The organism is Cohnella baijiui, from assembly GCF_020731285.1.
In the GTDB taxonomy this organism is placed as follows: domain Bacteria; phylum Bacillota; class Bacilli; order Paenibacillales; family Paenibacillaceae; genus Cohnella.
In genome coordinates, this window is the sequence record NZ_JAJFOW010000050.1 from 1 (window position 1) to 21,291 (window position 21,291).

At 61.6% G+C, this 21,291-nt stretch carries 19 protein-coding genes; 1 reads left to right on the plus strand and 18 read right to left on the minus strand.

From position 1 onward, the window contains the following. From LKX83_RS28260 to pth, 9 genes are all read right to left on the minus strand, one after another. On the minus strand, positions 1–1,020 hold a 1,020-nt coding region (locus LKX83_RS28260; RefSeq protein ID WP_227886190.1), incomplete at its 3' end, for an oligosaccharide flippase family protein. Between the two features lie 390 nt (positions 1,021–1,410). After that, complete coding sequence (gene spoVT / locus LKX83_RS28265; protein ID WP_227886191.1) at positions 1,411–1,953, minus strand: stage V sporulation protein T; 543 nt, start codon at positions 1,951–1,953, stop codon at positions 1,411–1,413. A 691-nt stretch (positions 1,954–2,644) separates the two neighbouring features. Then, positions 2,645–3,541 carry a MetQ/NlpA family ABC transporter substrate-binding protein gene (locus tag LKX83_RS28270; protein WP_227886192.1) on the minus strand — a complete coding sequence of 299 codons (897 nt, stop codon included), beginning with the start codon at positions 3,539–3,541 and terminating at the stop codon, positions 2,645–2,647. Between the two features lie 77 nt (positions 3,542–3,618). Then, entirely contained in the window at positions 3,619–4,287 is a 669-nt protein-coding gene (locus LKX83_RS28275) for a methionine ABC transporter permease (protein ID WP_227886193.1), read from the minus strand. Then, a complete protein-coding gene (locus LKX83_RS28280) occupies positions 4,284–5,069 on the minus strand; it encodes a methionine ABC transporter ATP-binding protein (protein WP_227886194.1) in 786 nt (261 codons plus the stop codon). Before LKX83_RS28280 ends, LKX83_RS28275 begins: the two co-directional genes overlap by 4 nt. 1,404 nt (positions 5,070–6,473) lie before the next feature. Further along, positions 6,474–7,517, minus strand: a complete 1,044-nt coding sequence (locus LKX83_RS28285) for a peptidylprolyl isomerase (protein WP_227886195.1) — start codon at positions 7,515–7,517, stop codon at positions 6,474–6,476. Beyond that, positions 7,504–11,028: a transcription-repair coupling factor gene (gene mfd / locus LKX83_RS28290; protein WP_227886196.1), complete on the minus strand. Its 3,525-nt coding sequence runs from the start codon at positions 11,026–11,028 to the stop codon at positions 7,504–7,506. The genes LKX83_RS28285 and mfd overlap by 14 nt, the downstream gene beginning before the upstream one ends. Before the next feature lie 192 nt (positions 11,029–11,220). Then, complete coding sequence (locus LKX83_RS28295) at positions 11,221–11,451, minus strand: anti-sigma-F factor Fin family protein (RefSeq protein WP_227886197.1); 231 nt, start codon at positions 11,449–11,451, stop codon at positions 11,221–11,223. Positions 11,452–11,542: 91 nt separating this feature from the next. Beyond that, positions 11,543–12,106, minus strand: a complete 564-nt coding sequence (gene pth, locus LKX83_RS28300) for an aminoacyl-tRNA hydrolase (protein WP_227886198.1) — start codon at positions 12,104–12,106, stop codon at positions 11,543–11,545. 146 nt (positions 12,107–12,252) lie between these two features. On the opposite strand from pth, the gene LKX83_RS28305 reads away from it, so the two are divergent. After that, entirely contained in the window at positions 12,253–12,459 is a 207-nt protein-coding gene (locus LKX83_RS28305; RefSeq protein WP_227886199.1) for a hypothetical protein, read from the plus strand. 210 nt (positions 12,460–12,669) lie between these two features. On the opposite strand, the gene LKX83_RS28310 is transcribed toward LKX83_RS28305, so the two are convergent. From LKX83_RS28310 to glmU, 9 genes are all read right to left on the minus strand, one after another. Further along, entirely contained in the window at positions 12,670–13,098 is a 429-nt protein-coding gene (locus tag LKX83_RS28310) for a DUF6220 domain-containing protein (RefSeq protein WP_227886200.1), read from the minus strand. 45 nt (positions 13,099–13,143) lie between these two features. Further along, on the minus strand, positions 13,144–13,875 hold the full coding sequence (locus LKX83_RS28315) for a response regulator transcription factor (protein WP_227886201.1): 732 nt from the start codon (positions 13,873–13,875) through the stop codon (positions 13,144–13,146). After that, positions 13,850–15,424 carry a sensor histidine kinase gene (locus LKX83_RS28320; RefSeq protein WP_227886202.1) on the minus strand — a complete coding sequence of 525 codons (1,575 nt, stop codon included), beginning with the start codon at positions 15,422–15,424 and terminating at the stop codon, positions 13,850–13,852. Before LKX83_RS28320 ends, LKX83_RS28315 begins: the two co-directional genes overlap by 26 nt. 173 nt (positions 15,425–15,597) lie before the next feature. Further along, the gene (locus LKX83_RS28325; protein WP_227886203.1) at positions 15,598–16,062 is read right to left on the minus strand and encodes a RidA family protein; all 465 of its coding nucleotides are present in this window, start codon (positions 16,060–16,062) and stop codon (positions 15,598–15,600) included. A 70-nt stretch (positions 16,063–16,132) separates the two neighbouring features. Then, entirely contained in the window at positions 16,133–17,284 is a 1,152-nt protein-coding gene (locus tag LKX83_RS28330; protein WP_227886204.1) for an alanine racemase, read from the minus strand. Beyond that, positions 17,281–17,943, minus strand: coding sequence for a helix-turn-helix transcriptional regulator (locus LKX83_RS28335; protein WP_227886205.1), 663 nt, complete (start codon positions 17,941–17,943; stop codon positions 17,281–17,283). The genes LKX83_RS28330 and LKX83_RS28335 overlap by 4 nt, the downstream gene beginning before the upstream one ends. Before the next feature lie 207 nt (positions 17,944–18,150). After that, complete coding sequence (locus LKX83_RS28340) at positions 18,151–18,795, minus strand: 50S ribosomal protein L25 (RefSeq protein WP_227886206.1); 645 nt, start codon at positions 18,793–18,795, stop codon at positions 18,151–18,153. A 57-nt stretch (positions 18,796–18,852) separates the two neighbouring features. Further along, positions 18,853–19,809, minus strand: coding sequence for a ribose-phosphate diphosphokinase (locus tag LKX83_RS28345; protein WP_227886207.1), 957 nt, complete (start codon positions 19,807–19,809; stop codon positions 18,853–18,855). Positions 19,810–19,833: 24 nt separating this feature from the next. Beyond that, the gene (gene glmU, locus LKX83_RS28350; RefSeq protein WP_227886208.1) at positions 19,834–21,225 is read right to left on the minus strand and encodes a bifunctional UDP-N-acetylglucosamine diphosphorylase/glucosamine-1-phosphate N-acetyltransferase GlmU; all 1,392 of its coding nucleotides are present in this window, start codon (positions 21,223–21,225) and stop codon (positions 19,834–19,836) included. Positions 21,226–21,291 lie beyond the last annotated feature (66 nt).

Here is a 21,291-nt window from a genome sequence, read left to right on the forward strand (position 1 = left end):
GGCGTCGCCCCGTGCGCGCGCCGCCGTCAGCGCGGGCACGAGCGCGGCGGCCGCGCCGCCGGCCGCCATGGCGACGAGCTGGAGCAGGGCGATGCCGCGGTTGTATTCGCCGAAGGCGGTCATCGCGGCGGCTGCCGAATCGCCCGCGTGCTGCAAGAGCCGCGGCAGCGTAAAGGCGTCGATCAAGCCGAACAGCGGCGCCACGACCGAGCCCGCGGCGACGGGCAGCGCGACCGCGGCGATGCGTCGCACGAGCGGCCAGCCCGTCTCGTTCGGCGCCGGGGCGGGCGACGGTTCGGATCGCCGTTCCTGCGCGTCGGCGTACGTTGGCACTCCACCCGCCGAGACGTCCGCTTTCGGCGAGGCGCTTGTCCCCGCGCGCCGTCTGCGGATTGGCAGCAGCATCGCGACCAGCCCCGCCGCGGCGCCGGCCGCGAGGCCGCCGTGAACGGCGGCGGCGGTCGAAGCCGGCCCGTACGCCTGCCGCAGCGCCCACAGGAGCGCGACGATCATAAAGGCGACGCGCGCGACCTGCTCCAGCAGCTGCGAGACGGCGGGGCGGAGCATCTCCATCCGCCCCTGCGCGTAGCCGCGCATCGCGGCCGTCATCGGCGCGACGAGCAGCGCGATCGACGACGTGCGGATCGCGGCCGCCGCCTCCGGGGAGCCCATCCACCCCGCGAGCGTATCGGCGCAGGCCTGCAGCGCGGCGAAGGCGGCCAGCCCCGTGAGCGACAGCAGCGCCGTCGCGTAACGCCGCACCCGTCGGGCGCCGGCTTCGTCGCCGGCCGCATGGCGTTCGGCGACGAGCAGCGACACGGCGACCGGCACGCCGGCCGCCGCGAGCGTCATCCACATGACCGCAAGGGCGTAGACGGCGCTATAAAGGCCGAAGACGCGATCGCCGGCCAAATTCTGCAGCGGGATTTTCTGCAGCGTCCCGATCAGCTTGGACGCCAGAGCGGCGCCCCCGAGCAGCGCCGCCCCCTGCCATACGGCTTTGGGAGCGTTCGATTTCAATATGCGTATGAACCGCCCCGGTGATGCGCGCCGCGGCCGTTCCCCTCCTCTGCATCAAGTCGCTTGTCGAGACCATTATAGCACAAGGAGACGGACCGGCAGCGTCTTTGGAGCTGATAGCCGGGCAGCGGCAGCAGGCTTGCAGCGACAACACCTCTCAGACTAGTTCTGGTTATCGTACCCCTTGCCTCTCGCCCCCGTAGGGCGATGCCAATCCCGGGCCTCGCTCCGAACTTCTCACTTGCTTGAACGTGGGAGCCCGTGTAACCGATACACTCAAAAAAGCTTCTCGGACCGTGGATCTCCACAGCTCCGGGAAGCTTTTTCGCCGATTCGCGTGCGCTGCCTGCCATCCGGCAATCGCATGCGCGCCGTGCATCGCAGCGTCTTCTATTGCTCCATCTGCTTGGCCAGGAAACCCGCCGCCGTCTCGACCATCTTGCTCTCCATCTCGGCCATCGAGACGCCGTCTTCTTTACTCAGAAGGACGACCGTCCCGATCGGATCGCCGCCCGCCACGATCGGCGCCGCCACGAACGAGCTAAGCGATTCGTTGCCGTCGCGAATCAGGTCGACCTGGCCGGCGCTGCTCTCGAGCGTGATTTTGCGGTTTTCCATGCAGTTTTCCAGCACGTTGCCAATCGGCTTGTCCAAGTACTCCTTTTTGGACGCGCCCGCCACCGCGATGATCGTATCCCGGTCGGAAATCAGGCAGATATGGCCCGTGCTCTCGGACAGCGATTCGGCGTATTCCTTGGCGAAGTCGCCGAGCTCGCCGATGGGGGAGTACTTCTTAAGGATGACTTCTCCGTCCCGGTCCACGAAGATCTCCAGCGGATCCCCTTCGCGGATGCGGAGCGTTCTGCGGATCTCTTTTGGTATAACTACCCTGCCGAGGTCATCAATGCGGCGTACAATACCGGTTGCTTTCATGGTTTCGTGTTGCCCCGCTTTCTTGGATGTTTTGGACCATGGCCTACGCCGCTGAAGAGCAGCGAACGACTGTATGACGAACGCTACGAGCACTCGGGAAATGGGTGAACTTGAACTTGGGAGTAGTATTCAACCCCTCCCAATTTCTTATGCGCTTGCCCTCCGCTGGAGGGAAGCCCCATCCACGCGCCGCGGGCGCTCTTTGGACGCGTCTGCCGGTCGTTTTGGCAACATGTTCCTCCGTCTACTCATTCCTTACCCAAGAATGCGAATATGACCAGAGTCCTATTCGGGAATCGGCAAAAAGCCATGCCCGCCGGATGCAACCATCCGCAAGCACGGCTATTCTACAGCAAGGGACAGCTCTTCTCCGATACGCCGCCGCTCCCCACTTCTCTCCCTTGTGCCTATGCCGCGAAGCACCGGATGCTCCCGCACTCCTGCATCTCCAGCTTCGTCCGCGCGTCGAGTGCATCGAACGCTCGCCCATGAGCAACCTTACGCTGCCAGCGCGCGAGAAAATGTCATTATATCTAACACATGACACAAACTACGCGAGCAATGCCAAAAAGCCGTCCCGGACGGACGGCTTCATCGCAGGAAGGCTTTGCGGAGCGTGTTGGCGAAAGCCCCTTCGGCGCGCTGCGCCAAGGAGGAAAATTAGGTCTTTCGGCTTAGTTTTAGGACGGAATTAGAAGGCAGGAACGACGGCCACACCGTATTTGTCCTCGATGAATTTCTTCACTTCCGGCGTCGTCAGCGCCGCGTCGAGCTTCTTGATCTCTTCGCGGTTCTCGTCCCCCTTGCGGACGACGATGACGTTGGCGTATGGCGAGTTGGCGTCTTCACGGAAGAGCGCGCTCTTCGGGTCGATTTTGGCTTCGAGCACGAGGTTGGTGTTGATGATCGCGCCGTCGAGATCGGGCAGCGAACGGGGCAGCGTAGCCGAATCGGCTTCGACGAACTTCAGCTTCTTCGGATTGTCCACGATGTCCTTCGGCGTCGCTTCATAGGTTGTCAAACCTTCCTTCAGCTTGATCAGCCCTTGCTGCTGCAGCAGCACGAGCGCGCGGTATTCGTTCGACGGGTTGTTCGGAATGCCGATCTTGGCGCCTTCCTTGATCTCGTCCTTCGACTTCAGCTTGTCGGAGTAGAATCCGATTGGCTCTACGTGGACTTTGGTCGTCACGGCGAAGTCGTAGCCCTTCTCCTTCGCGACGGAGTCGAGGTACGGCACGTGCTGGAAGTAATTCGCGTCGATCTGGCCGTCCTTGAGCGCGGGGTTGAGCTGTCCCTCGTCGTCGAAGACGACGATGTCGAGGTTGACGCCCTGCTCCTTCAGCGCGGGCTTGACGAAGTTCAGGATTTCCGCGTGCGGCACAGCCGCCGCGCCGATCTTCAAGGTCGTCTCCTTGGCCGGCTCCGGCGAAGGTTCGGCGGAAGCCGACGGACTGGCCGACGCGCTGGCCGAAGGCGACGGCGAGGCGGACGACCCGTTATTGTTGTTTTTGGACCCGCAGCCGGACAGCAGCGTCCCCGCCACCAGCAAAATGGCCGTTACCGCGAACAAACTTTTCTTTCTAGACATGTTTCTCCACTCCCTACTTTTCATTAAGAATCTATGGGTTGAAGCCGTAAAACCGTCGGAATGCGCTGATACGCCGCCTACTCGGCTTTCGTCCGCCGCCGCAGGATCGCCCTCGCGACGCCGTCGCCGGACCATTGGATCGCCTGCACGAGCGCGATGATGACGAGCACCGTCGCGAGCATGATGTCTTCGCGAAACCGCTGGTAGCCGAACCGGATCGCCAGGCTCCCCAGCCCGCCGGCCCCAATGGCGCCGGCGACGGCCGTGAATTCCGTGATGGCGATGATCGCGATCGTGATGCTCCGCACGAGAGCCGGAAGCGCTTCGGGGATGAGCACCCGGAAGATGATCGTCATCGGCGTCGCTCCGACCGCTTTGGCCGCCTCGATTTTTCCTTCGGCAACTTCCTTGAGCGTATTTTCGATGATGCGCCCGAGGAAGGGCGCGGCTCCGATGGACAGCGATACGATCGCGGCCGTCGGACCGAGCGTCGTGCCGACGACGAACCGCGCCAGAGGCAGCAGCAGTACGATCAGGATGATGAACGGCAGCGAGCGGACGCTGTTGATGAGCAGGCTGATCAGCTTGTTCAGCTTCGGTGCCGGGAGCACTCCGCCCTTTTCCGTGACGACGAGCGCCACGCCGAGTGCAAGTCCGAGAGCGAGCGCAAAGATCGAGGACCAGAAGACCATGTACAACGTCTGCTGCAGCCCTTCCCACAGCAAATCGATCAGATCGTCTCTCATATGCCCGCCCCCGCCCCTTCCAGCCGGTAGCTCCGATTGCGGTAGCGGTCCACGATGCCGACGAACCGCCGGGCCGTGTCGCTTTGCGGATTCAGGAAAAATTGGTCCACCGAACCCGTCTCGACGATCGTGCCGCCTTCGATCACCGCCATGTTGCGGCAGATGTGCGAGAGGACGTCGAGCTCGTGCGTGATCAGCACGATCGTGAGCTTGAGCTTGCGGTTGATGTCCTGCAGCAATTCCAGGATCGAATAGGTCGTTTGGGGATCGAGCGCCGAGGTCGCTTCATCGCTCAGCAGCACGTCCGGCTCGTTGGCGAGCGCCCGGGCGATGCCTACGCGCTGCTTTTGCCCGCCGCTCAGCTGCGACGGGTAGGCGCCCGCCTTGTCGCCGAGCTGCACAAGCTCCAGAATCTCGGCCACCCGATCGCGGATATACGGCTTCGGATGCCCCGCCACCTGCAGGGGAAAGGCGACGTTGTGCCAGACGGTCTTGGCGTCCAGCAGATTGAACTGTTGAAAGATCATGCCGATCTTGCGCCGGGCGAGCCGCAGCTCCTTCTCGTTCAGGTCCGTGATGACGTGGTCGCCGATCCGGATGCTGCCCGAGTCCGGCTCTTCCAGGCGGTTCAGACAGCGGATGAGCGTTGACTTGCCCGCGCCGCTGAACCCGATAATCCCGAATATATCCCCTTTCTCGATCGTGAGGTTCACGTCGGAAAGGGCCGTTACGGTAGAAGATGTCGTAGCATAGCTCTTGCACAAATCCCGAATGACGATCATGGACGCCGCACGCTCGCTTTCCCCCCGTGGGGTAAAATGAAAAAAAAGACCAAGCTTCGCGCAGCCGTCGCTGTGCGGAACTTAGTCTCCAGTGATCTGGTCAACTAGTCTTATTCTAATAACCAACTAAATCAATCGGTTTTTATTTAATTTAGACGAAGAATGGGCGCCTGTCAAGATGAATTTTTGTTGGAGAGGGCGACGTGCGGAGGGGATGGAGAAGGAGAAGACGGTTGCGCGTGAGTGAGGGCTTTTTAACTGGTGGGACCAGGAAGGAGTCCTGCTGAAGCTTAGGCGCGTGTTTCTCGGCCAAGAGGGAGCCCTATACTCCTTCTTGGGGTTACAGTGTTCGTTTCGCAGCCAAGTGGGAGTCCTGGACTCCTTCTTTGTCTAGCCGGTTCTCTCCTAGGAATGTGCGTACTTTAACTACCTACATTGGTGCCGAACCGCCACTTCCCTCAAATGTGCGTACTTTAACTTCCTACATCCGACGCTGGACCACCACTTCCCACGAATGTATGTACTCTAACTACCTACATCGGCGCTGGACCACCACTTCCCTCAAATGTGCTTACTTTAACTTCCTACATCCGACGCTGGACCACCATTTTCCACGAATGTGCGCAGTTTAACTACCCACATCGACGCTGGATCGCCACTTCCCACGAATGTGCGTAGTTTAACTACCCACATCGGCGCAGAATCGCCACTTCCCCCAAATGTGCGTACTTTAACAACCCACATCGGCGCAGAATCGCCACTTCCCCCAAATGTGCGTACTTTAGCTACCTATATCGACGCCGAACCGCCACTTCCCTCAAATGTGCGTACTTTAACTTCCTAGATCCGACGCTGGACCACCACTTCCCACGAATGTACGTACTCTAACTACCTACATCGGCGCTGGGCCACCACTTTCCACGAATGTGCGCAGTTTAACTACCCACATCGACGCTGGATCGTCACTTCCCACGAATGTGCGTAGTTTAACTACCCACATCGGCGCAGAATCGCCACTTCCCCCAAATGTGCGTACTTTAACTACCCACATCGACGCTGGATCGCCACTTCCCACGAATGTGCGTAGTTTAACTACCCACATCGGCGCAGAATCGCTACTTCCCCCAAACGTGCTACTTTAACTACCTACATCAACTCAGAACCAACGCTTCCCACAAATGTGCGCTCTTTCTCTACCCCTGACGTCAAACCACCGCTTCCCCCAAATGTGCGCACTTTCACTACCTACATCGACGCAAAACCGCACTTTTCCCCTAACCACCTACACCTCCCCACAACCGACACTTCCCACCGGCCCCCTCCGAGGAACCGGTCGCCAAACGCACGAAAGCCCTCCCGAAGGAGGGCTTTCTGCCAAATGCCGCGGCGAGCGGCGGCGTCCGCTTACTTGCTTGCCGATTCGCTCGGCGATGCCGAGGGGCTCGACGAGGCCGACGCGCTCGCGGAAGGCGATTCCGAACCGGAAGCCGAAGGCGACGGGGATGGGATCGGCGGGAGATTTTTGATCTCCTTGATCAACTTCGGCAGCTCGTCCGACATGAACTTATCGATGCTCTCGGAGCTGAGCGTCTGCCGAATCTCTTCCTTGGCCTTGTCGTCAAACGCTTGGCCGCGGGATTCGACCTTCATCACGTGATAGCCGTACTCCGTCTCGACAGGATCGCTGATCTTGCCGATCGGCAGCGTCTTGGCGGCGTTTTTGAACGCTTCGACAAACTGGTCCGGATCGGAGTTCGCATAGAGACCGCCGTCCGCCACGGAGGCGGTATCGTCGGAATATTCCTTGGCGAGCTCGGTCCAGTCTCCGCCGGCTTCGAGCTTGGCTTTGACTTCGTTGGCCAGCTTCAGCGCTTCTTCCTTGGTGCGCGTCTTCTGGTTTTTGTCGGTCAGGCCGATCAGGATATGGCGAAGCGACACGCGCTTTTCGAACTTGTCTTTGTTCTTGTCGTAATACGCCTTGACGTCGTCGTCCGTTACCTTGAGCTCCGAGTCCTTCAACATGATGAGCTGCTCGTTGATGAACAGCTTCATCTGGTCTTGGGTAAGGCCGCCGTCCTTCATGGCCTTCTTGGTGTCGGCGTCGGCGTCCAGCGATTTCTTGATCTCCGCGAACTGCTTGTCCGCGTCCTGCTGGCCTTCCTTCTTGGCCTCGTCGCTCGCGCGCTGGCTCAGGATGCGGATCGCGATGAATTGCTTCAGGATGCTCTCCTGAACGGTAGGCTCGTCTACGATGCTCGCGTACATCGGGTTGACGATTTTCATAAACGTTTTGTAAGACGTGAATTCCTTGTTCGTAATTTGACCGCCTTCGTATTCCGCTACGACCTTATCCTTCTTGCCGCAGCCGGCGACGAGCGCGGCCAGCAGAACGACGGCCAGCAGGCTCAGGCCGAGCCGGCGGTACGATCTGCGTTTAGGGTGCGACATCCTGTAATTCCCCCTTGATCTTTGTCACTTCCTGATATTGTACCAGAAACTCCTCGACAAGCGCCAACATCGCATCGTCGTCCAGACGCTTGACGACGAGACGCACGACGGGCTGCGGCGAGAAGGAGACGATCTGCATACGCCCCTGGTATTTGGCCTCCAGCGCCTTCAGCTTCGGTTCTTCGATCTCTCCCCGGCGGCGCTCCTCGAACTTGAGCGTCACGTCGTCGCCCCGCTTCACGATCGACTCGATGCCGTAACGGCGGCCGAACACCTTGAGCCGCGCAACGGCGAGCAGATTCAGCACCGACTTCGGCGGATCGCCGAACCGGTCGGTCAGCTCGTCGAACAGATCGTTCACGTCATCCATCGACGCTGCGGCGGCGACCTTCTTGTAGATCTCGATCTTCTGAATGCTGTCGTAGATATAGTCCGGCGGCAAATACGCATCGACGCCGATGTCGAGCTGCGTATTGACCGGAGGCGGCGGCAGCGCTTTGCCCCCATGCCACTCCAGCTTGCGCGCTTGGATCTCCTCCGCCAGCATCTGCGAGTACAAGTCGAAGCCGACGGACGCGATGAAGCCGTGCTGCTCCGCGCCGAGCAGGTTGCCCGCCCCGCGGATCGACAAGTCGCGCATCGCGATCTTGAAGCCCGATCCGAGCTCGGTGAATTCCTTGATCGACTGGAGACGCTTCTCGGCCACTTCGTTCAGCACCTTGTCCCGCTGGTAGGTGAAGTAGGCGTACGCGATCCGGTTGGATCGCCCAACCCGGCCGCGCAGCTGGTACAGCTGGGACAGGCCCATTTTGTCCGCATCGTGCACGATGAGCGTGTTGACGTTCGGGATATCCACGCCCGTCTCGATGATGCTGGTGCTGACCAGCACGTCGTATTCGCCGTCGAGGAAGTCGAGGATCGTGCGCTCGAGCTCCTGCTCGGACATTTGGCCGTGCGCGACGGCGATGCGGGCATCCGGCACCAGCGCCGTAATTTGCTCCGCCATCTGATAGATGCCCTGGACGCGGTTGAACAGGAAGTACACCTGGCCGTCCCGGGCCATCTCCCGCTCGATCGCCTCGCGCACGAGCGTCGGGCTGTACTCCACGACGTACGTCTGCACGGGGAACCGGTTCTCCGGCGGCGTCTCGATGACCGACAGATCCCGCACGCCGAGCATCGACATGTGCAGCGTCCGCGGGATCGGCGTCGCGGTCAGCGTGAGGACGTCCACGTTCGTCTTGAGCCGCTTCAGCTTCTCCTTGTGGGACACGCCGAACCGCTGCTCCTCGTCGACGATGAGCAGGCCAAGGTCTTTGAAGACGACGTCCTGCGAGAGCAGGCGGTGCGTTCCGATCAGCACGTCCACGGTGCCGGCCTTCACGCCTTTGATCGTCTCGTTCTGCTCCTTGCGGGAGCGGAACCGGCTCAGCACCTTGATATTGAACGGATAGCCCGAAAACCGCTCGCGGAACGTCTCGTAATGCTGCTGCGCGAGAATCGTCGTCGGGACGAGGACGGCCACCTGCTTGCCCTCGATCGCCGCCTTGAACGCCGCGCGGATCGCCACTTCGGTCTTGCCGTAGCCGACGTCTCCGCATAACAGACGGTCCATCGGCCGCGGTTGTTGCATATCCACCTTGATCTCTTCGATCGCCCGCAGTTGGTCCGTGGTCTCGTCGTACGGAAACATCGCCTCGAACTCCTGCTGGTAGGGCGTGTCGTCGCCGAAGCCGTGGCCAGAGGTCGCCTGCCGCTCGGCGTACAGCTTGATCAGGTCGTCCGCGATGTCCTTGACCGACGAGCGCACCTTCGACTTGACCCGCGTCCAGTCGGCGCCGCCAAGCTTGTTGACCTTCGGGTCCTTCTCCTCGGAGCCGACGTATTTCTGGATCAGGTCGAACTGCTCGACCGGCACCGACAAACGGTCCCCACCGGCATAGATGATATGCAAATAGTCCTTATGAATGCCGCCCACTTCGAGCGTCCCGATACCGAGATATTTGCCGATCCCGTGGTTCTGGTGAACGACGTAATCGCCGACCTTCAGCTCGGTATAGCTCTTGATGCGTTCGGCGTTGTCCATCCGGCGGTCGACGCGGCGCGCCTTGCGCTGCTTCTGGGTGAACATCTCGCCTTCGGTGATGACGACGAGCTTGATCGAAGGCAGCTCGAAGCCGCTCTGCAGATTGCCGAGCTCGATTTCCGGCGTCTCGATATGGTAGTCGTCGAGCACCCGGCGCATCCGTTCCGCGCGCTCGGCATTGCCCGCGAGCATGACGATGTGCGCGCCGCCCTTGCGCCAGCGCTCCATCTCGGCCTTCAGCACGTTCATCTGGCCGTGGAAATTCTGCATCGCGCGGCAGACGAAGTTCACGATATTTTGCGGCTGCGTATGCGGAATCTGGCGGACGAAGAGCGACATGTATACCGTCTGAAACGCTTTCGGATACAGCGCCTGCTCCGCCGGCACGGCCAGCACGAAGCCTGGAAGCGACTTGCCCTGCTGCAGCAGGTGCGTCGTCCATTCGGTCTCGTCCCGCTCCAGCTGCCGGGCCGTCTCTCCGAGCCGGTTCGGCTCGTCCATGAGCAGCACCGTGTCGCGCGGAATATAGTCGAGCAGCGTCTGTCTCTCGGGATAGAGCAAAGAGATATATTTGTAGATTTCGGAGAAATAAACATTTTGCCGCAAAAAGTCGATTTCCCGGGTAATTTCGGTGCGCAGCCGCTCCTTGGCCTGCCGGTCCGTCATCTTGGCCAACTGCGCTTCGAGCAGGTCGAAGGCATGCTGCGCGGCATTGCCGAATCTGCGCTCGTCTGCGATGATCTCCCGGCACGGCCGCACGAGGTACGACTCCAGCTTGTCGACGGAGCGTTGGTCCGTCGGATCGAACGTGCGGATCGAGTCGATCTCGTCGTCGAACCACTCGACCCGCACCGCCGTAGGCGACGTCAACGGGAAAAAGTCGGCGATGCCCCCGCGCACGCTGAGGTGGCCCTTCTGCTCGACGCGGTCGACCCGTTCATAGCCGAGTCCGATCATGCGGCGGAGAAAATCGTCCATCGAAAGCGTGTCGCCTACGCGAAGCGTCACAAGGGCGCTCGCCATCGTCTCGTGGTCCGGCTGGAATCGGCGAATGCCGGAGAACGGCACGACAACGACCCCGCGGAAGCCTTCCGCGAGTTGGAGCAGGACGTCCATCCGGCGCGCCGACGTCTCGGGACTCGAGATCGCCGTCTCGGCCGCGATCAGCTCGTTGGCCGGGTACAGCAGCACCTCTTCGGCAGAGAGGCACTCCTGCAGGTCCTCCGCCATTTTTTGCGCCGCGAACATATTATGGGTGACGACGAGTATCGGACGATGGAGCTCCCGATACATCGACGCGATCATCACTTGTCGGGCCGAACCGGACAGCCCCGCGACCAGCTGCTCCCGCATGTTGCCTTTCACGCCGGCCAAGACGGACAGGAAGTCGGGATCGGTGGCAAACGTATTCATCAACGGCTTCATCGCGTTTCCCCTTATCGGTCGATTCTAATCTAGGCGTTCGCTTCCCCGGAGATTCGGCGCGACCAGCGGCGGGCGCCGCCTTGCGAGGGCATGCCTCTTCGACGGACCCGGGCGAGGCATCCGGTCCGAATCATTCAAAAAGAAGCCTCGGCAGCAAGCCAAGGCCTCTCCATTGTCCCGGGTCGCGGAACGCTATTGAAGCGGATTGGTCAAGAGTGCCAGTTCCGGATGTTGCTCCAGCGTCTGGCTGCAGTAATCGCAAATGACTTGGACCGTTACGTCCCCGTTGGAATTATACGCTATTATACGCTTTCGCTCCTCGGGGGTCAAGAAATGCAGGCCCAAACGATACTCCGAAACCTGGCCGCTCTCGAAGCTGCCAAGCGGCATCTGACAATGTCGGCAAACGTAGTTTACAGCCATTTGTATGCCTCCTAATGGCGGGTTATGCGGCGCTGCCGCGATTCCTCTAGTATGCCCGCCAAAAGGTGGTTTTAAGCGCAGGAGCTGCCTGTTACTTGCCGTTAAACTTCGCCATCGTCATGTCGAACGGATGTGCGAGCGCGTGCTCGATCGCGTCGCAGGCGTCCTCGATCATCTGGCGCAGCGCCGCCTGCTCGCTCTTGGCGAACGGCGCCAGCACGTAGTCGACGACCTGCATCCCGTTCGTCGGCCTGGAGATGCCCATGCGCACCCGGTTGAACGATTGCGTGCCCGTGTGCTGGATGATCGACTTGATGCCGTTGTGCCCGCCGGCGCTCCCTTGGTACCGCAGCCGGATCTTGCCCGTTTCCGTGTCCAGATCGTCATATACGACAATGCCGTCCGTGAGATCGGCTTTGTAAAAATCCATGAACGACCGGACCGACTCGCCCGACAGGTTCATATACGTCATCGGCTTCAGCAGCGCCACCTTTGTCCCCTGGACGCGCGCTTCGCCGTATAGCGCCTTGCATTTGCTCTGGTTCACCTGCGTATTCCACCGCCGGGCCAGCTCGTCCACGACCATGAAGCCCGCATTGTGCCGGGTCGCCTCATAAGCGGGTCCGGGGTTGCCTAATCCTACGATCCATCGCATCGCTCGTTTTACCTCCAAGTCCTCGCTGCCTGGACGGAGAGCGGCCGCAGCGTCCTCCGCGCAAAAAATTATTGCTTGCTCCCTGCAACGATTTGAAATGCTGATGTGTCTTCTCTTATGCCAGCGCTTAAAGGGAAGAGGGGTGAATGGGAATGTACATGAACGGCCAAACCATCTACGACGACCGCCACTTCGAAGATCACATCACCGCCGACGTGCCGGTGCAGATCTACCAAGGGCAGTCGCACAGCGACATCGGGTTCATCGAATATTATGGCAAAGAATTCGTCCAGGTCAACAACATTTTGTACAATCGCAAGCAGTTCACATTCGTCTCCAGACCCGGTTACTAAATCAAAGCGAGCCAAGTAAAAACGGTTTGTCGTCTTTCCGAAAGAAGGCGGCACGTTTTATCGAAGGTCATGCGGCAAGGGCTAGGCATCCGGACCTTGCATGCTGCAAGTCGGGTAAAGACGCTCCCGCGCCCCTGGAGAGGGCCGAAGCGCAAGAAGAACCGTCAGGGCCGGGAACCCAGGCGGTTCTTCTGTTTATAAGGCGATCTTTTACGCTCCTTGCGCCTTGTTCGCATCGGCGTCGGTCAGACGGGGCACGAGCCAGCCTTTGGATCGATTCGCCGTATGCATCGACGCCCAGAACAGCAGGAGCGCCACGACCGTATGAAACGCCGCCAGCGGGCCGATGTCCGCGAACACCCGCACGGACATATGCTGGAACGAGATGAGCAGGAACATCGCGAGCGGCAGCCAGCGCAAAAGCCCGCGGATGCGGCCTCCGAACGAGAGCAAAAACATGATCGCCGGTGCAAACTCGAAATAATTGACGAAGGTGCTGTGCAACTCCCAGTTCGCGGAGCCCGCGAACGTCCCGAGCCCCGCCAGAAACACTTGAATGACGATGCAGACAAAGGTGACGACGGCCAGAAAGGCATACAACACCCGTACGTAACGGTTTCCCCCTGTGCTAGCTTTCACGTTCCCCATCCTTTTACACGCTCCCTTAGCTTCGATTAGATGGCACTATAGATTAAAACGGTAACCGACGCCCCAGATCGTCTCGATCTGCTGCGGCTTGGACGGATCGCGCTCGATTTTCTCCCGCAGGCGGCTGACGTGGACGGTTAGCGTCGCGAGATCGCCGTAAGAATCGAGTCCCCAAACCCGCTCGAACAGCTCTTCCTTGCGAAAGACGCGGTTCGGATGCGAGGCCATATACAGCAGCAGATCGAACTCTTTGGTCGTGAGCGGCGTCTCCTTGCCGGCCACGAACACCTGGCGCGAACGCTTGTCGATGATGAGATTCGGCATTTGGATCCGGGCGGACGCGTTGCCGGCTTCGGCGTCCGCAGCGGCGCCGCTCTGGGTCAGCCGCTCGTACCGGGCGAGGTGTGCCTTCACGCGGGCGACGAGCTCTCCGACGCCAAAGGGCTTGATCAGATAGTCGTCGGCGCCGAGCCCGAAGCCGCGGATCTTGTCGATCTCTTCTTTTTTGGCGGAAACCATCAAGATCGGGATCTCCTTGACCTCGCGGACTTGCCGGCAAATCTCGTAGCCGTCGAGACCCGGCAGCATCAGATCGAGCAGCAAGAGGTCGAACGGTTCCCCGATTGCCCGGCGCAGCCCCTCGTCGCCGTTGGCAGCCACCTCCACCTGAAAGCCGCCCGCTTCGAGAAAGTCCTTCTGCACCTCCGAGATGACGGGGTCGTCCTCAATAATCAAGATGCGTTTAGCCGTTTCGCCCGTCCCGCTCATGCCCCTCTCCTCCTTCGTCCGCTTGGTCCGTCCCGTCGCCGGGCTCCTCCGCTTCCTCCTTCGGCACGGCTCGCGTCAGCGTGAACCCGATCGTCGTCCCGACGCCCGGCTCGCTCTCCGCCCAGACGGTCCCGCCGTGCGCCTCGACCAGCTGCCGCACGATCGACAGGCCTAGTCCGCTGCCTCCCGCCGCCGCGTTTCGCGACGGATCGGCCCGATAGAACCGCTCGAAGACGAGGGGCAGCGCCTCCGGCGCGATGCCGCGGCCGTTGTCCCTGATTCGGACGGAGACCTCCGATTCGGCGGGGCCGGGCCGCAGCGAGATCGACAGCTCGCGCTCGTCCTTGTCCATGAACTTCAAGCTGTTGTTCGCGATGTTCGCGATGACCCGTCCGAGCTTCTCTCGATCGGCCGTGACGGGCTCGGGTCGGCCTTCGTCAGGCACGTCCAGCGAAATCCGGACGCCCTGGAACAGCGGGTCGTGCTTCATCTCGTCGGCGATCTGCCGCAGGTAGCCGGCAAGATCGATCGTCTCGAAGCGGAACGGCTCCCGCTTCAAATCGAGCTTGGAAAAGAGGAACAGCTCGTCGATCATTCGGTCCATGTCGTTCGTCTTGCTGGCGATCATGTCGATGTACTTCATCCGTTTGTCCGGCGTGTCCGCGATGCCGCTCCGCAGCCCTTCCGCGCAGCCCGCGATCGCCGCGATCGGCGTCTTCAGGTCGTGCGAGATGTTCGAGAGCAGTTCCTTGCGATTGTCCTCGTACTGGAGCTGCAGCGCGATGGACTCCTTCAGGCGCAGCCGCATCTCCTCGAACGCGGCCCCCACCTCGCCGATTTCGTCCTTGCGGCGGACGAGCGCGGCTTCGCCCAAATCGCCGTCCTTGATCCGCTCGGCGGCGCGCTTGAGCGCCTGAAGCGGACGGATGATGCTGCGGGAGACGAAATAAGTGAGCAGTCCGTTGGTCAGCACGATGCCGAGGATCAGCGCGATCGGGATCAGCGGGAAGCCGGTCTGAAACCAATTGTGGCGCTCGCTCGTGTTTTTCAGCATATATACGGTGTCCTCCGCGACGGTCTTTCGGTCCACCTCGTAGCTGGCGTCGCCAAGCTTCAAGTAGCCGGAGTGCCACGGATTGCCGCCCCCTCCCCAGTCGCTCCGGTGCGCCGTCTCATACGCGTCCAGCCGTCCGAGCAGCGCCTCGTCGCCGCCAGCCGCCCGGGCGGAAGGGACGAGCCCTTCGGACAGGTGCAGCAGGCGCCCGTTCCGCGCCACCGCCATCCCCATGCCCATCTCCGCCAGCCGTTCGTCCGTCGCATGCAGGAACGTCTCGTCCGACAGCAGCCCCGGCTCCCGGCCGACGGCGAAGAGAAAGCCTTCGGACCATTCGCCCGTGACCAGCTCCTTCTGATTAGGCGCCGCCGGCTTCGCCTGGTCCGATCCCCGGCCGGCCGCCGAAAACACAGCGATCGCGGTTATCGCCACCAGGACGACCGGCACGACGATCATCGCGATATAGGAGAGGATCAATTTTTTGCGGATCGACACGATGCGTTCATCTCCTTTATACGGTTGCTTATGGCATTATCATACCAAGCAAGCCTAAATCCCGGCTAAATCCAAATCTAAATAAAGTATAAACAAAAAAGACGGACCGCCGGGTTACCGCCGGGTCCGTCTTAGCAGGATGTTGCAATCGATTCGGTTGGAGGAAAGGAAGCTTAATCGCGAATCTCCGCGATGAGCTCGATCTCGACCGGCGTATGGAAGGGCAGCTCGCTCGTCCCAATCGCCGAACGGGCATGGCGTCCCGCGTCGCCGAAGATTTCGACGAGCAGATCCGAAGCGCCGTTGATGACGAACGGCTGGTCGCCGAAGCCGGGCGCGCTGTTCACGAAGCCGAGCACCTTCACGATCTTCACGACCCGGTCGAGATCGCCCAGATAACCCTTCATGACCGCCAGGCAGTTGATGATCGTCTGGCGCGCCGCTTCCTGGCCTTGCTCGATCGTCAGATCGATGCCGAGCTTGCCTTCGTACAGCAGGTTCCCGTCGACTCGGCAATCTTGGCCGGATAGATAGAGAAGATTGCCCGTCCGGCTGCACGGAATATAGGTGAACTTGGGCTCCGGCGGCGGGGGCAGGACGATGCCGAGCGTTTGCAGACGTTGTTCGATCTTGGACATGAGATAACCTCCGATACGAGTGGAATGTAGGAAAATCGATGCGAGATCAGAAACGGAGCCGGAGCGGCCGTTACTCGAGCAGACCGCGGCCGAGGACCGGGACGGCCTCGAAGCGGTCGCCGCGTTGCATCCATACCTGGTTGTGTAAGTTGACCGTGCTGCAAATGTGGTTCGGGACGATACGCAGCCGATCGCCGACCCGGATGTCGGCCGCCTGCGCGTCCGGTCCCAGCTCCACCATGCCGTGCTCTTCGCTCATACGGACGAGCCGGGCGTCGTCGTAGCCGACGATCCGGCCGAAGCCCCGCAGATGGAGCGGGGGGACGTCCGGCTGCACGTCCGTGGCGAACGTCTTGCTTCCGCCATCGACGATGGCGAGGTCGGCGGCTGGCCGGCTGACGACGGTGACGAGCACGCTGCCCGCGCAGTCGTCCGGACCGCATACTCCGAAGGCCGCCTGCATCCGGTCCTGGAAGACGTACGTGCCGGGACGGATCTCCGTCACGCCGGGCACGGCGGCGGCGTAGGCGGCGGTCGGCGTTGAGCCGACGCTGACGTCCGCGATTGGGATGCCCCTCGCCCGCAGACGCTCGGCCAGCCCGACCATGAGCGCGCCTTCTTCGGCGCCGGCCGCAGCGAGATCGAGCGTCGGCCGCCCGTTCAGCTGCGCGCCGCGGAAGGTGTAGATACCGGTCAGCCGCAAATGGGGCAGCCCGGCGATCGCCACCGCGAGCGCTTCGGCCTCCGCATAGGGTACCCCGGTCCGGCGGAAGCCGATGTCGATTTCGAGCCGCACCTCAAGCGTCCTGCCCGCCTCGGACGCGGCCCGGTCGGCCCGCTCCGCGCCCGGCAGGCTGTCCACGCCCGCGATCAGCCGGATCCGCCTGGCAAGCTCAAGCGCTCGCGCGAGCTTGCCCTCCGTCACGAGCGGATAGGCGATAAAGATGTCGCTCACGCCGTGCGCGGCCATCAACTCGGCCTCCGACACCTTGGCGACGGTGATGCCCTTCGCTCCTGCCTCGATCTGCCTCAGCGCCACCGAGGGCAGCTTGTGCGTCTTGGCGTGCGGACGCAGCCGGACCCCCCGCGCCCGGGCCAGCTCCGCCATGGCAGCGATATTGCGGTCCATCCTGGCTTCGTCGATGAGGAGCCGGGGCGTCTCCATCTCTTTCCAGCGAATGCCCGCCGCCGCTTTGGCCGCGTGGCTATCGTTTCGATTCATCCGGGACCGCTCCTTTCGCCGGCTTCCTTTTTGCCTTCTTCCAGGTAACTGTACAGGGTGTATTTGGAGATGTTGAGATAGGCGCCGATTTTCTCTCCGCCCTTTTTGACGAGGAAGGCTCCCTTCTCGTCGAGCAGACGGATCATGCGGATTTTGTCTTCCTTCGTCATGACGGCGACCGGCTTGCCCACCTGCTCCTGCGCCTCCTGAATCAGCGCGTCCAGCAGCTCCCCGACGCTCGTGACGAACGTCTCCTTCACCCGTTCCTGCCCCTGCGCTCCGACGAGCGATTGCAGCGTGCCGCTCGCGACCATTAGATCGGTCACGTCGAAGTTGATGCACAGGGCGCCGACGACTTCTCCCGCGCCGTTGTGCACGTACATCGAGCTGGACCGCAGGATGCGGCCGTCCTTGGTCTGGGTGACGTAGTTCAGCTTGGTCCCGCTCTCCGTTCGGCCACGCAGCAGCTCGAGTCCAAGGTTCGTCCCGGGGTCGCCGATCCGCCGGCCGGTGACGTGGCCGTTGGCGATCGCCACGATCGTGCTGTCGTACGGGCGCTTCAGATCGTGCAGCACGACCTCGCATCGATCGCCGAACTGCGCGGCGATACCCGTCACCAGATCGGACAGAAACGCCCGTTCGTCGTTTACCGATTCCATATGCACATGTACGTCCTCTCCAGTCGCGTTCAGCAAGATCGTAATTCATTCCTCCCCCGACTGTCAAACGAATTGTTAGATCAAATAACAAAAAGTTAGGACAAACGGGAGCCGCGACGGTTGGCGGGCTAGCCGAACGAAAAAGAAGCGCATCGGCCCAGGTCAGCCGTGCGCTTCCGATCTCTAAGATGAGAAGAGAGATTTGGGTTAGTCTTTCTCGACGGCATGGGCCGCGTCTTCTTGCGCCGTGTTCTCCTCGGCCGCATCGTCCATCGCATCGAGTTCGTCTTCGGTGCGTTCCTTCTGCGGGGCCAGGACGGCCACGACGACCGCATCCGCTTCGGGCACCGCTTCGACACCCGCAGGGAGCTGCAGATCGCCGACGGTCAGGTGCTCGCCGAAGGCGAGCGAGCCGATGTCGACCGTGATCGATTCCGGCAGATCCTTGGCGATGCATTCGACCTCCAGCTCGTGGAGCACGACTTGAAGCATGCCGCCTTCCTTCTCGCCGGGGCTTGTCCCCGTGATTTCCAGGCGTACCGGCGCCTTGATCTTCTGGTTCAGGTCGATCTTGCGGAAATCCACGTGCAGGACCCGTCCGTTCAGCGAATCGCGCTGAATGTCGGTGAGGAGCACGGATTGGCTGCCGCTGCCCGGCACTTCGAGATCGAGCACCGCGTGCGGGTTGCTCTTCAGGAGCGTTGCGAGCTCCTTGGCATCGATCGCGATCACGCTTGCCGTGCTGAGGCCTTGGCCATAAACGACGCCCGGGATTTTGCCCCGGGAACGCAATTCGCGCAGCGTCCCCTTCGACGCCCGCTGGCGGGATTCCGCATGTAACGTACTGTTCATAAGGGTTCCTCCTGACATGGTCAAGGCTTACCCTAGATTACCCATTCGAACCGTTACCTAAACATGCGGCTCGAACAGCTTGCTGATCGACTGCTGTTCGTGGATGCGCACAATGGCTTCGCCGATCAGCGGCGCGACCGACAATACGCGCACCTTGGTCGAGGCGCCCGGGTCGCGCAGCGGGATCGTATCGGTGACGACGATCTCCGTCAGCGGCGAGGATTCGAGGCGCTCCATCGCCTTGCCGGACAGGACGGGATGAGTGCAGCAGGCGTAGATCTCCCGCGCGCCCGCTTCCTTCAGCGCCTGCGCGGCGAGAGAGATCGTCCCCGCCGTGTCGATGATGTCGTCGATCAAGATCGCCGTGCGGCCCGATACGTCGCCGATAATGTTCATCACCTCGACGACATTGGGCTCCGGACGGCGCTTGTCGATGATCGCAAGCGGCGCCTGCAGCTCGTCCGCAAGCCGCCTGGCCCGCACGACGCCGCCGTGGTCGGGCGAAACGACGACCGGGGCGAGCAGGCTCTTGGCCTGGAAGTAGTCGCCCAGGATCGGGACGCCGAGCAGATGGTCGACCGGGATGTCGAAGAAGCCCTGGATCTGCATGGCGTGCAGGTCCATGGCGATCACCCGGTGCGCGCCGGCCGTCTCGATCAGGTTCGCCACAAGCTTGGCGGTGATCGGGTCGCGGGAACGGGCTTTGCGGTCCTGACGGCCATATCCGTAGTAAGGAATTACGACGTTGATCGTCTTGGCCGAGGCACGCTTCAGCGCGTCGACCATGACGAGCAGCTCCATCAGATGCTCGTTCACCGGCCAGGAGGTGGACTGTACGACGAACACGTCGGCGCCCCGCACGCTTTCATTCAGCCGGATATGGATCTCGCCGTCGCTGAACCGGTTCACGGCGACGTCGCCCAGCGGCACGCTCACATTGCGCGCGATCGATTCCGCGAGGCGGGGATTGGAGCTGCAGGAGAAGATCTTCAGCTTGTCATCAGGGTAGTTCATTGGCGCCACCCGCTTTCCCACAGGTTATTCCCGTTCTTTCATGGAACGGGCACGGGCGCGAATCTTGTCCGCATACCCCGGTTTGTTCACTTGGCGTTCGCGGGCGATCGCCACGTCGTTCTCGCCCACGTCGTGGGTAATCGTGGAGCCCGCCACGACGTACGCGCCGCTGCCGACCTTGACCGGCGCGATCAGGTTGGCGTTGGAACCGATAAAGGCGTTGTCGCCGATCTCGGTCTTCGATTTATTATATCCATCGTAATTGGCCGTAATCGCGCCGCAGCCGATGTTGACGTTGGTGCCGACGACGGCATCGCCGACATAGCTGAGATGCGGTACTTTGCTGCCCGGGCCGATGACGCTGTTCTTGATTTCGACGAAGTCGCCGACCTTGACCCCGCGCGCCAGCTTCGTGCCGGGACGCAGAAAGGCGAACGGACCGACAGTGCAGTCGTCCGCCACCTCGACCTGCTCCGCCACCGACTGTCGAATCGTGACGCCGTCTCCGATCGCGGCGTCGAGGAGATCGGCCTGCGGTCCGATGACGCAATCCGCGCCGACGGACGTCTTCCCGCGCAGCTGGGTGCCGGGATAGATGACCGTATCCGCGCCGATGGTCACCTCCGCATCGATATACGTGCCCGCCGGATCGATTAGCGTCACACCGTTACGCTGGTGCTTCAGCGCGATCCGGGCCCGCATGAGACGCTCGGCTTCGGCCAGGAGGACGCGGTCGTTGACGCCGATCGACTCCGCCGGATCGTCCATGATCGAGGCGGACACCCGGTCGCCCTGCTCGCGGAGAATCCCGATCACGTCGGTGAGGTAGTACTCGCCCTGGGCGTTGTCATTCGTCACTTGCCCGAGCGCCGCGAACAGCTTGCGGTTGTCGAAGCAGTAGGTGCCGGTATTCATTTCCCGGATGGCGGCTTCCTCGGGCGAGCAGTCCTTCTGCTCCACGATTCGGACGACGCTTCCGTCTTCCGACCGCACGATCCGTCCGTACCCCGTCGCATCCTCCAGTACCGCAGTCAGGATTGTCGCTGCCGCGCCTTCCTGCTCGTGCACGGCGATCAGCGCTTCGATCGTTTCGGACGAGACGAGCGGCGTGTCGCCGCAGATGATGACGGTCACGCCGTCCGCGTCACCCAGCAGCGGCTTCGCTTGAAGCACCGCATGCCCCGTTCCTAGCTGCTCGTTCTGGAGGGCGTACTCGACGCTGTCTCCCAGATGCGCCTGTACCGCCTCGGCCCCGTGGCCGACGATCACGACCGTGCGGTCGCAAGACGCGCCCCGCACCGCCGCGAGCGCGTGGCTGACCATCGGCTTGCCGCACACCGGATGCAGCACTTTATATAATTTGGATTTCATCCGTTTGCCCTGACCGGCGGCCAACATGATTGCCATTCTCGACATGACGAAAGATCCTCCTTCTCGCACGTTCAACAATTCTCTAGTGAATCATAGCTTATTCGGCGAAAA

What these genes read in the sequence shown, in the direction of transcription:
- mfd (WP_227886196.1), bottom strand. Translation starts at nt 11,028, where the DNA reads ATGAAGCCGTTGATGAATACGTTTGCCACCGATCCCGACTTCCTGTCC.
- pth (WP_227886198.1), bottom strand. Translation starts at nt 12,106, where the DNA reads ATGCGATGGATCGTAGGATTAGGCAACCCCGGACCCGCTTATGAGGCG.
- LKX83_RS28335 (WP_227886205.1), bottom strand. Translation starts at nt 17,943, where the DNA reads ATGGAATCGGTAAACGACGAACGGGCGTTTCTGTCCGATCTGGTGACG.
- LKX83_RS28305 (WP_227886199.1), top strand. Translation starts at nt 12,253, where the DNA reads ATGGGAATGTACATGAACGGCCAAACCATCTACGACGACCGCCACTTC.
- LKX83_RS28295 (WP_227886197.1), bottom strand. Translation starts at nt 11,451, where the DNA reads ATGGCTGTAAACTACGTTTGCCGACATTGTCAGATGCCGCTTGGCAGC.
- LKX83_RS28345 (WP_227886207.1), bottom strand. Translation starts at nt 19,809, where the DNA reads ATGAACTACCCTGATGACAAGCTGAAGATCTTCTCCTGCAGCTCCAAT.
- LKX83_RS28315 (WP_227886201.1), bottom strand. Translation starts at nt 13,875, where the DNA reads ATGAGCGGGACGGGCGAAACGGCTAAACGCATCTTGATTATTGAGGAC.
- LKX83_RS28285 (WP_227886195.1), bottom strand. Translation starts at nt 7,517, where the DNA reads ATGTCGCACCCTAAACGCAGATCGTACCGCCGGCTCGGCCTGAGCCTG.
- glmU (WP_227886208.1), bottom strand. Translation starts at nt 21,225, where the DNA reads ATGTCGAGAATGGCAATCATGTTGGCCGCCGGTCAGGGCAAACGGATG.
- LKX83_RS28340 (WP_227886206.1), bottom strand. Translation starts at nt 18,795, where the DNA reads ATGAACAGTACGTTACATGCGGAATCCCGCCAGCGGGCGTCGAAGGGG.
- LKX83_RS28325 (WP_227886203.1), bottom strand. Translation starts at nt 16,062, where the DNA reads ATGTCCAAGATCGAACAACGTCTGCAAACGCTCGGCATCGTCCTGCCC.
- LKX83_RS28275 (WP_227886193.1), bottom strand. Translation starts at nt 4,287, where the DNA reads ATGAGAGACGATCTGATCGATTTGCTGTGGGAAGGGCTGCAGCAGACG.
- LKX83_RS28270 (WP_227886192.1), bottom strand. Translation starts at nt 3,541, where the DNA reads ATGTCTAGAAAGAAAAGTTTGTTCGCGGTAACGGCCATTTTGCTGGTG.
- LKX83_RS28330 (WP_227886204.1), bottom strand. Translation starts at nt 17,284, where the DNA reads ATGAATCGAAACGATAGCCACGCGGCCAAAGCGGCGGCGGGCATTCGC.
- spoVT (WP_227886191.1), bottom strand. Translation starts at nt 1,953, where the DNA reads ATGAAAGCAACCGGTATTGTACGCCGCATTGATGACCTCGGCAGGGTA.
- LKX83_RS28280 (WP_227886194.1), bottom strand. Translation starts at nt 5,069, where the DNA reads ATGATCGTCATTCGGGATTTGTGCAAGAGCTATGCTACGACATCTTCT.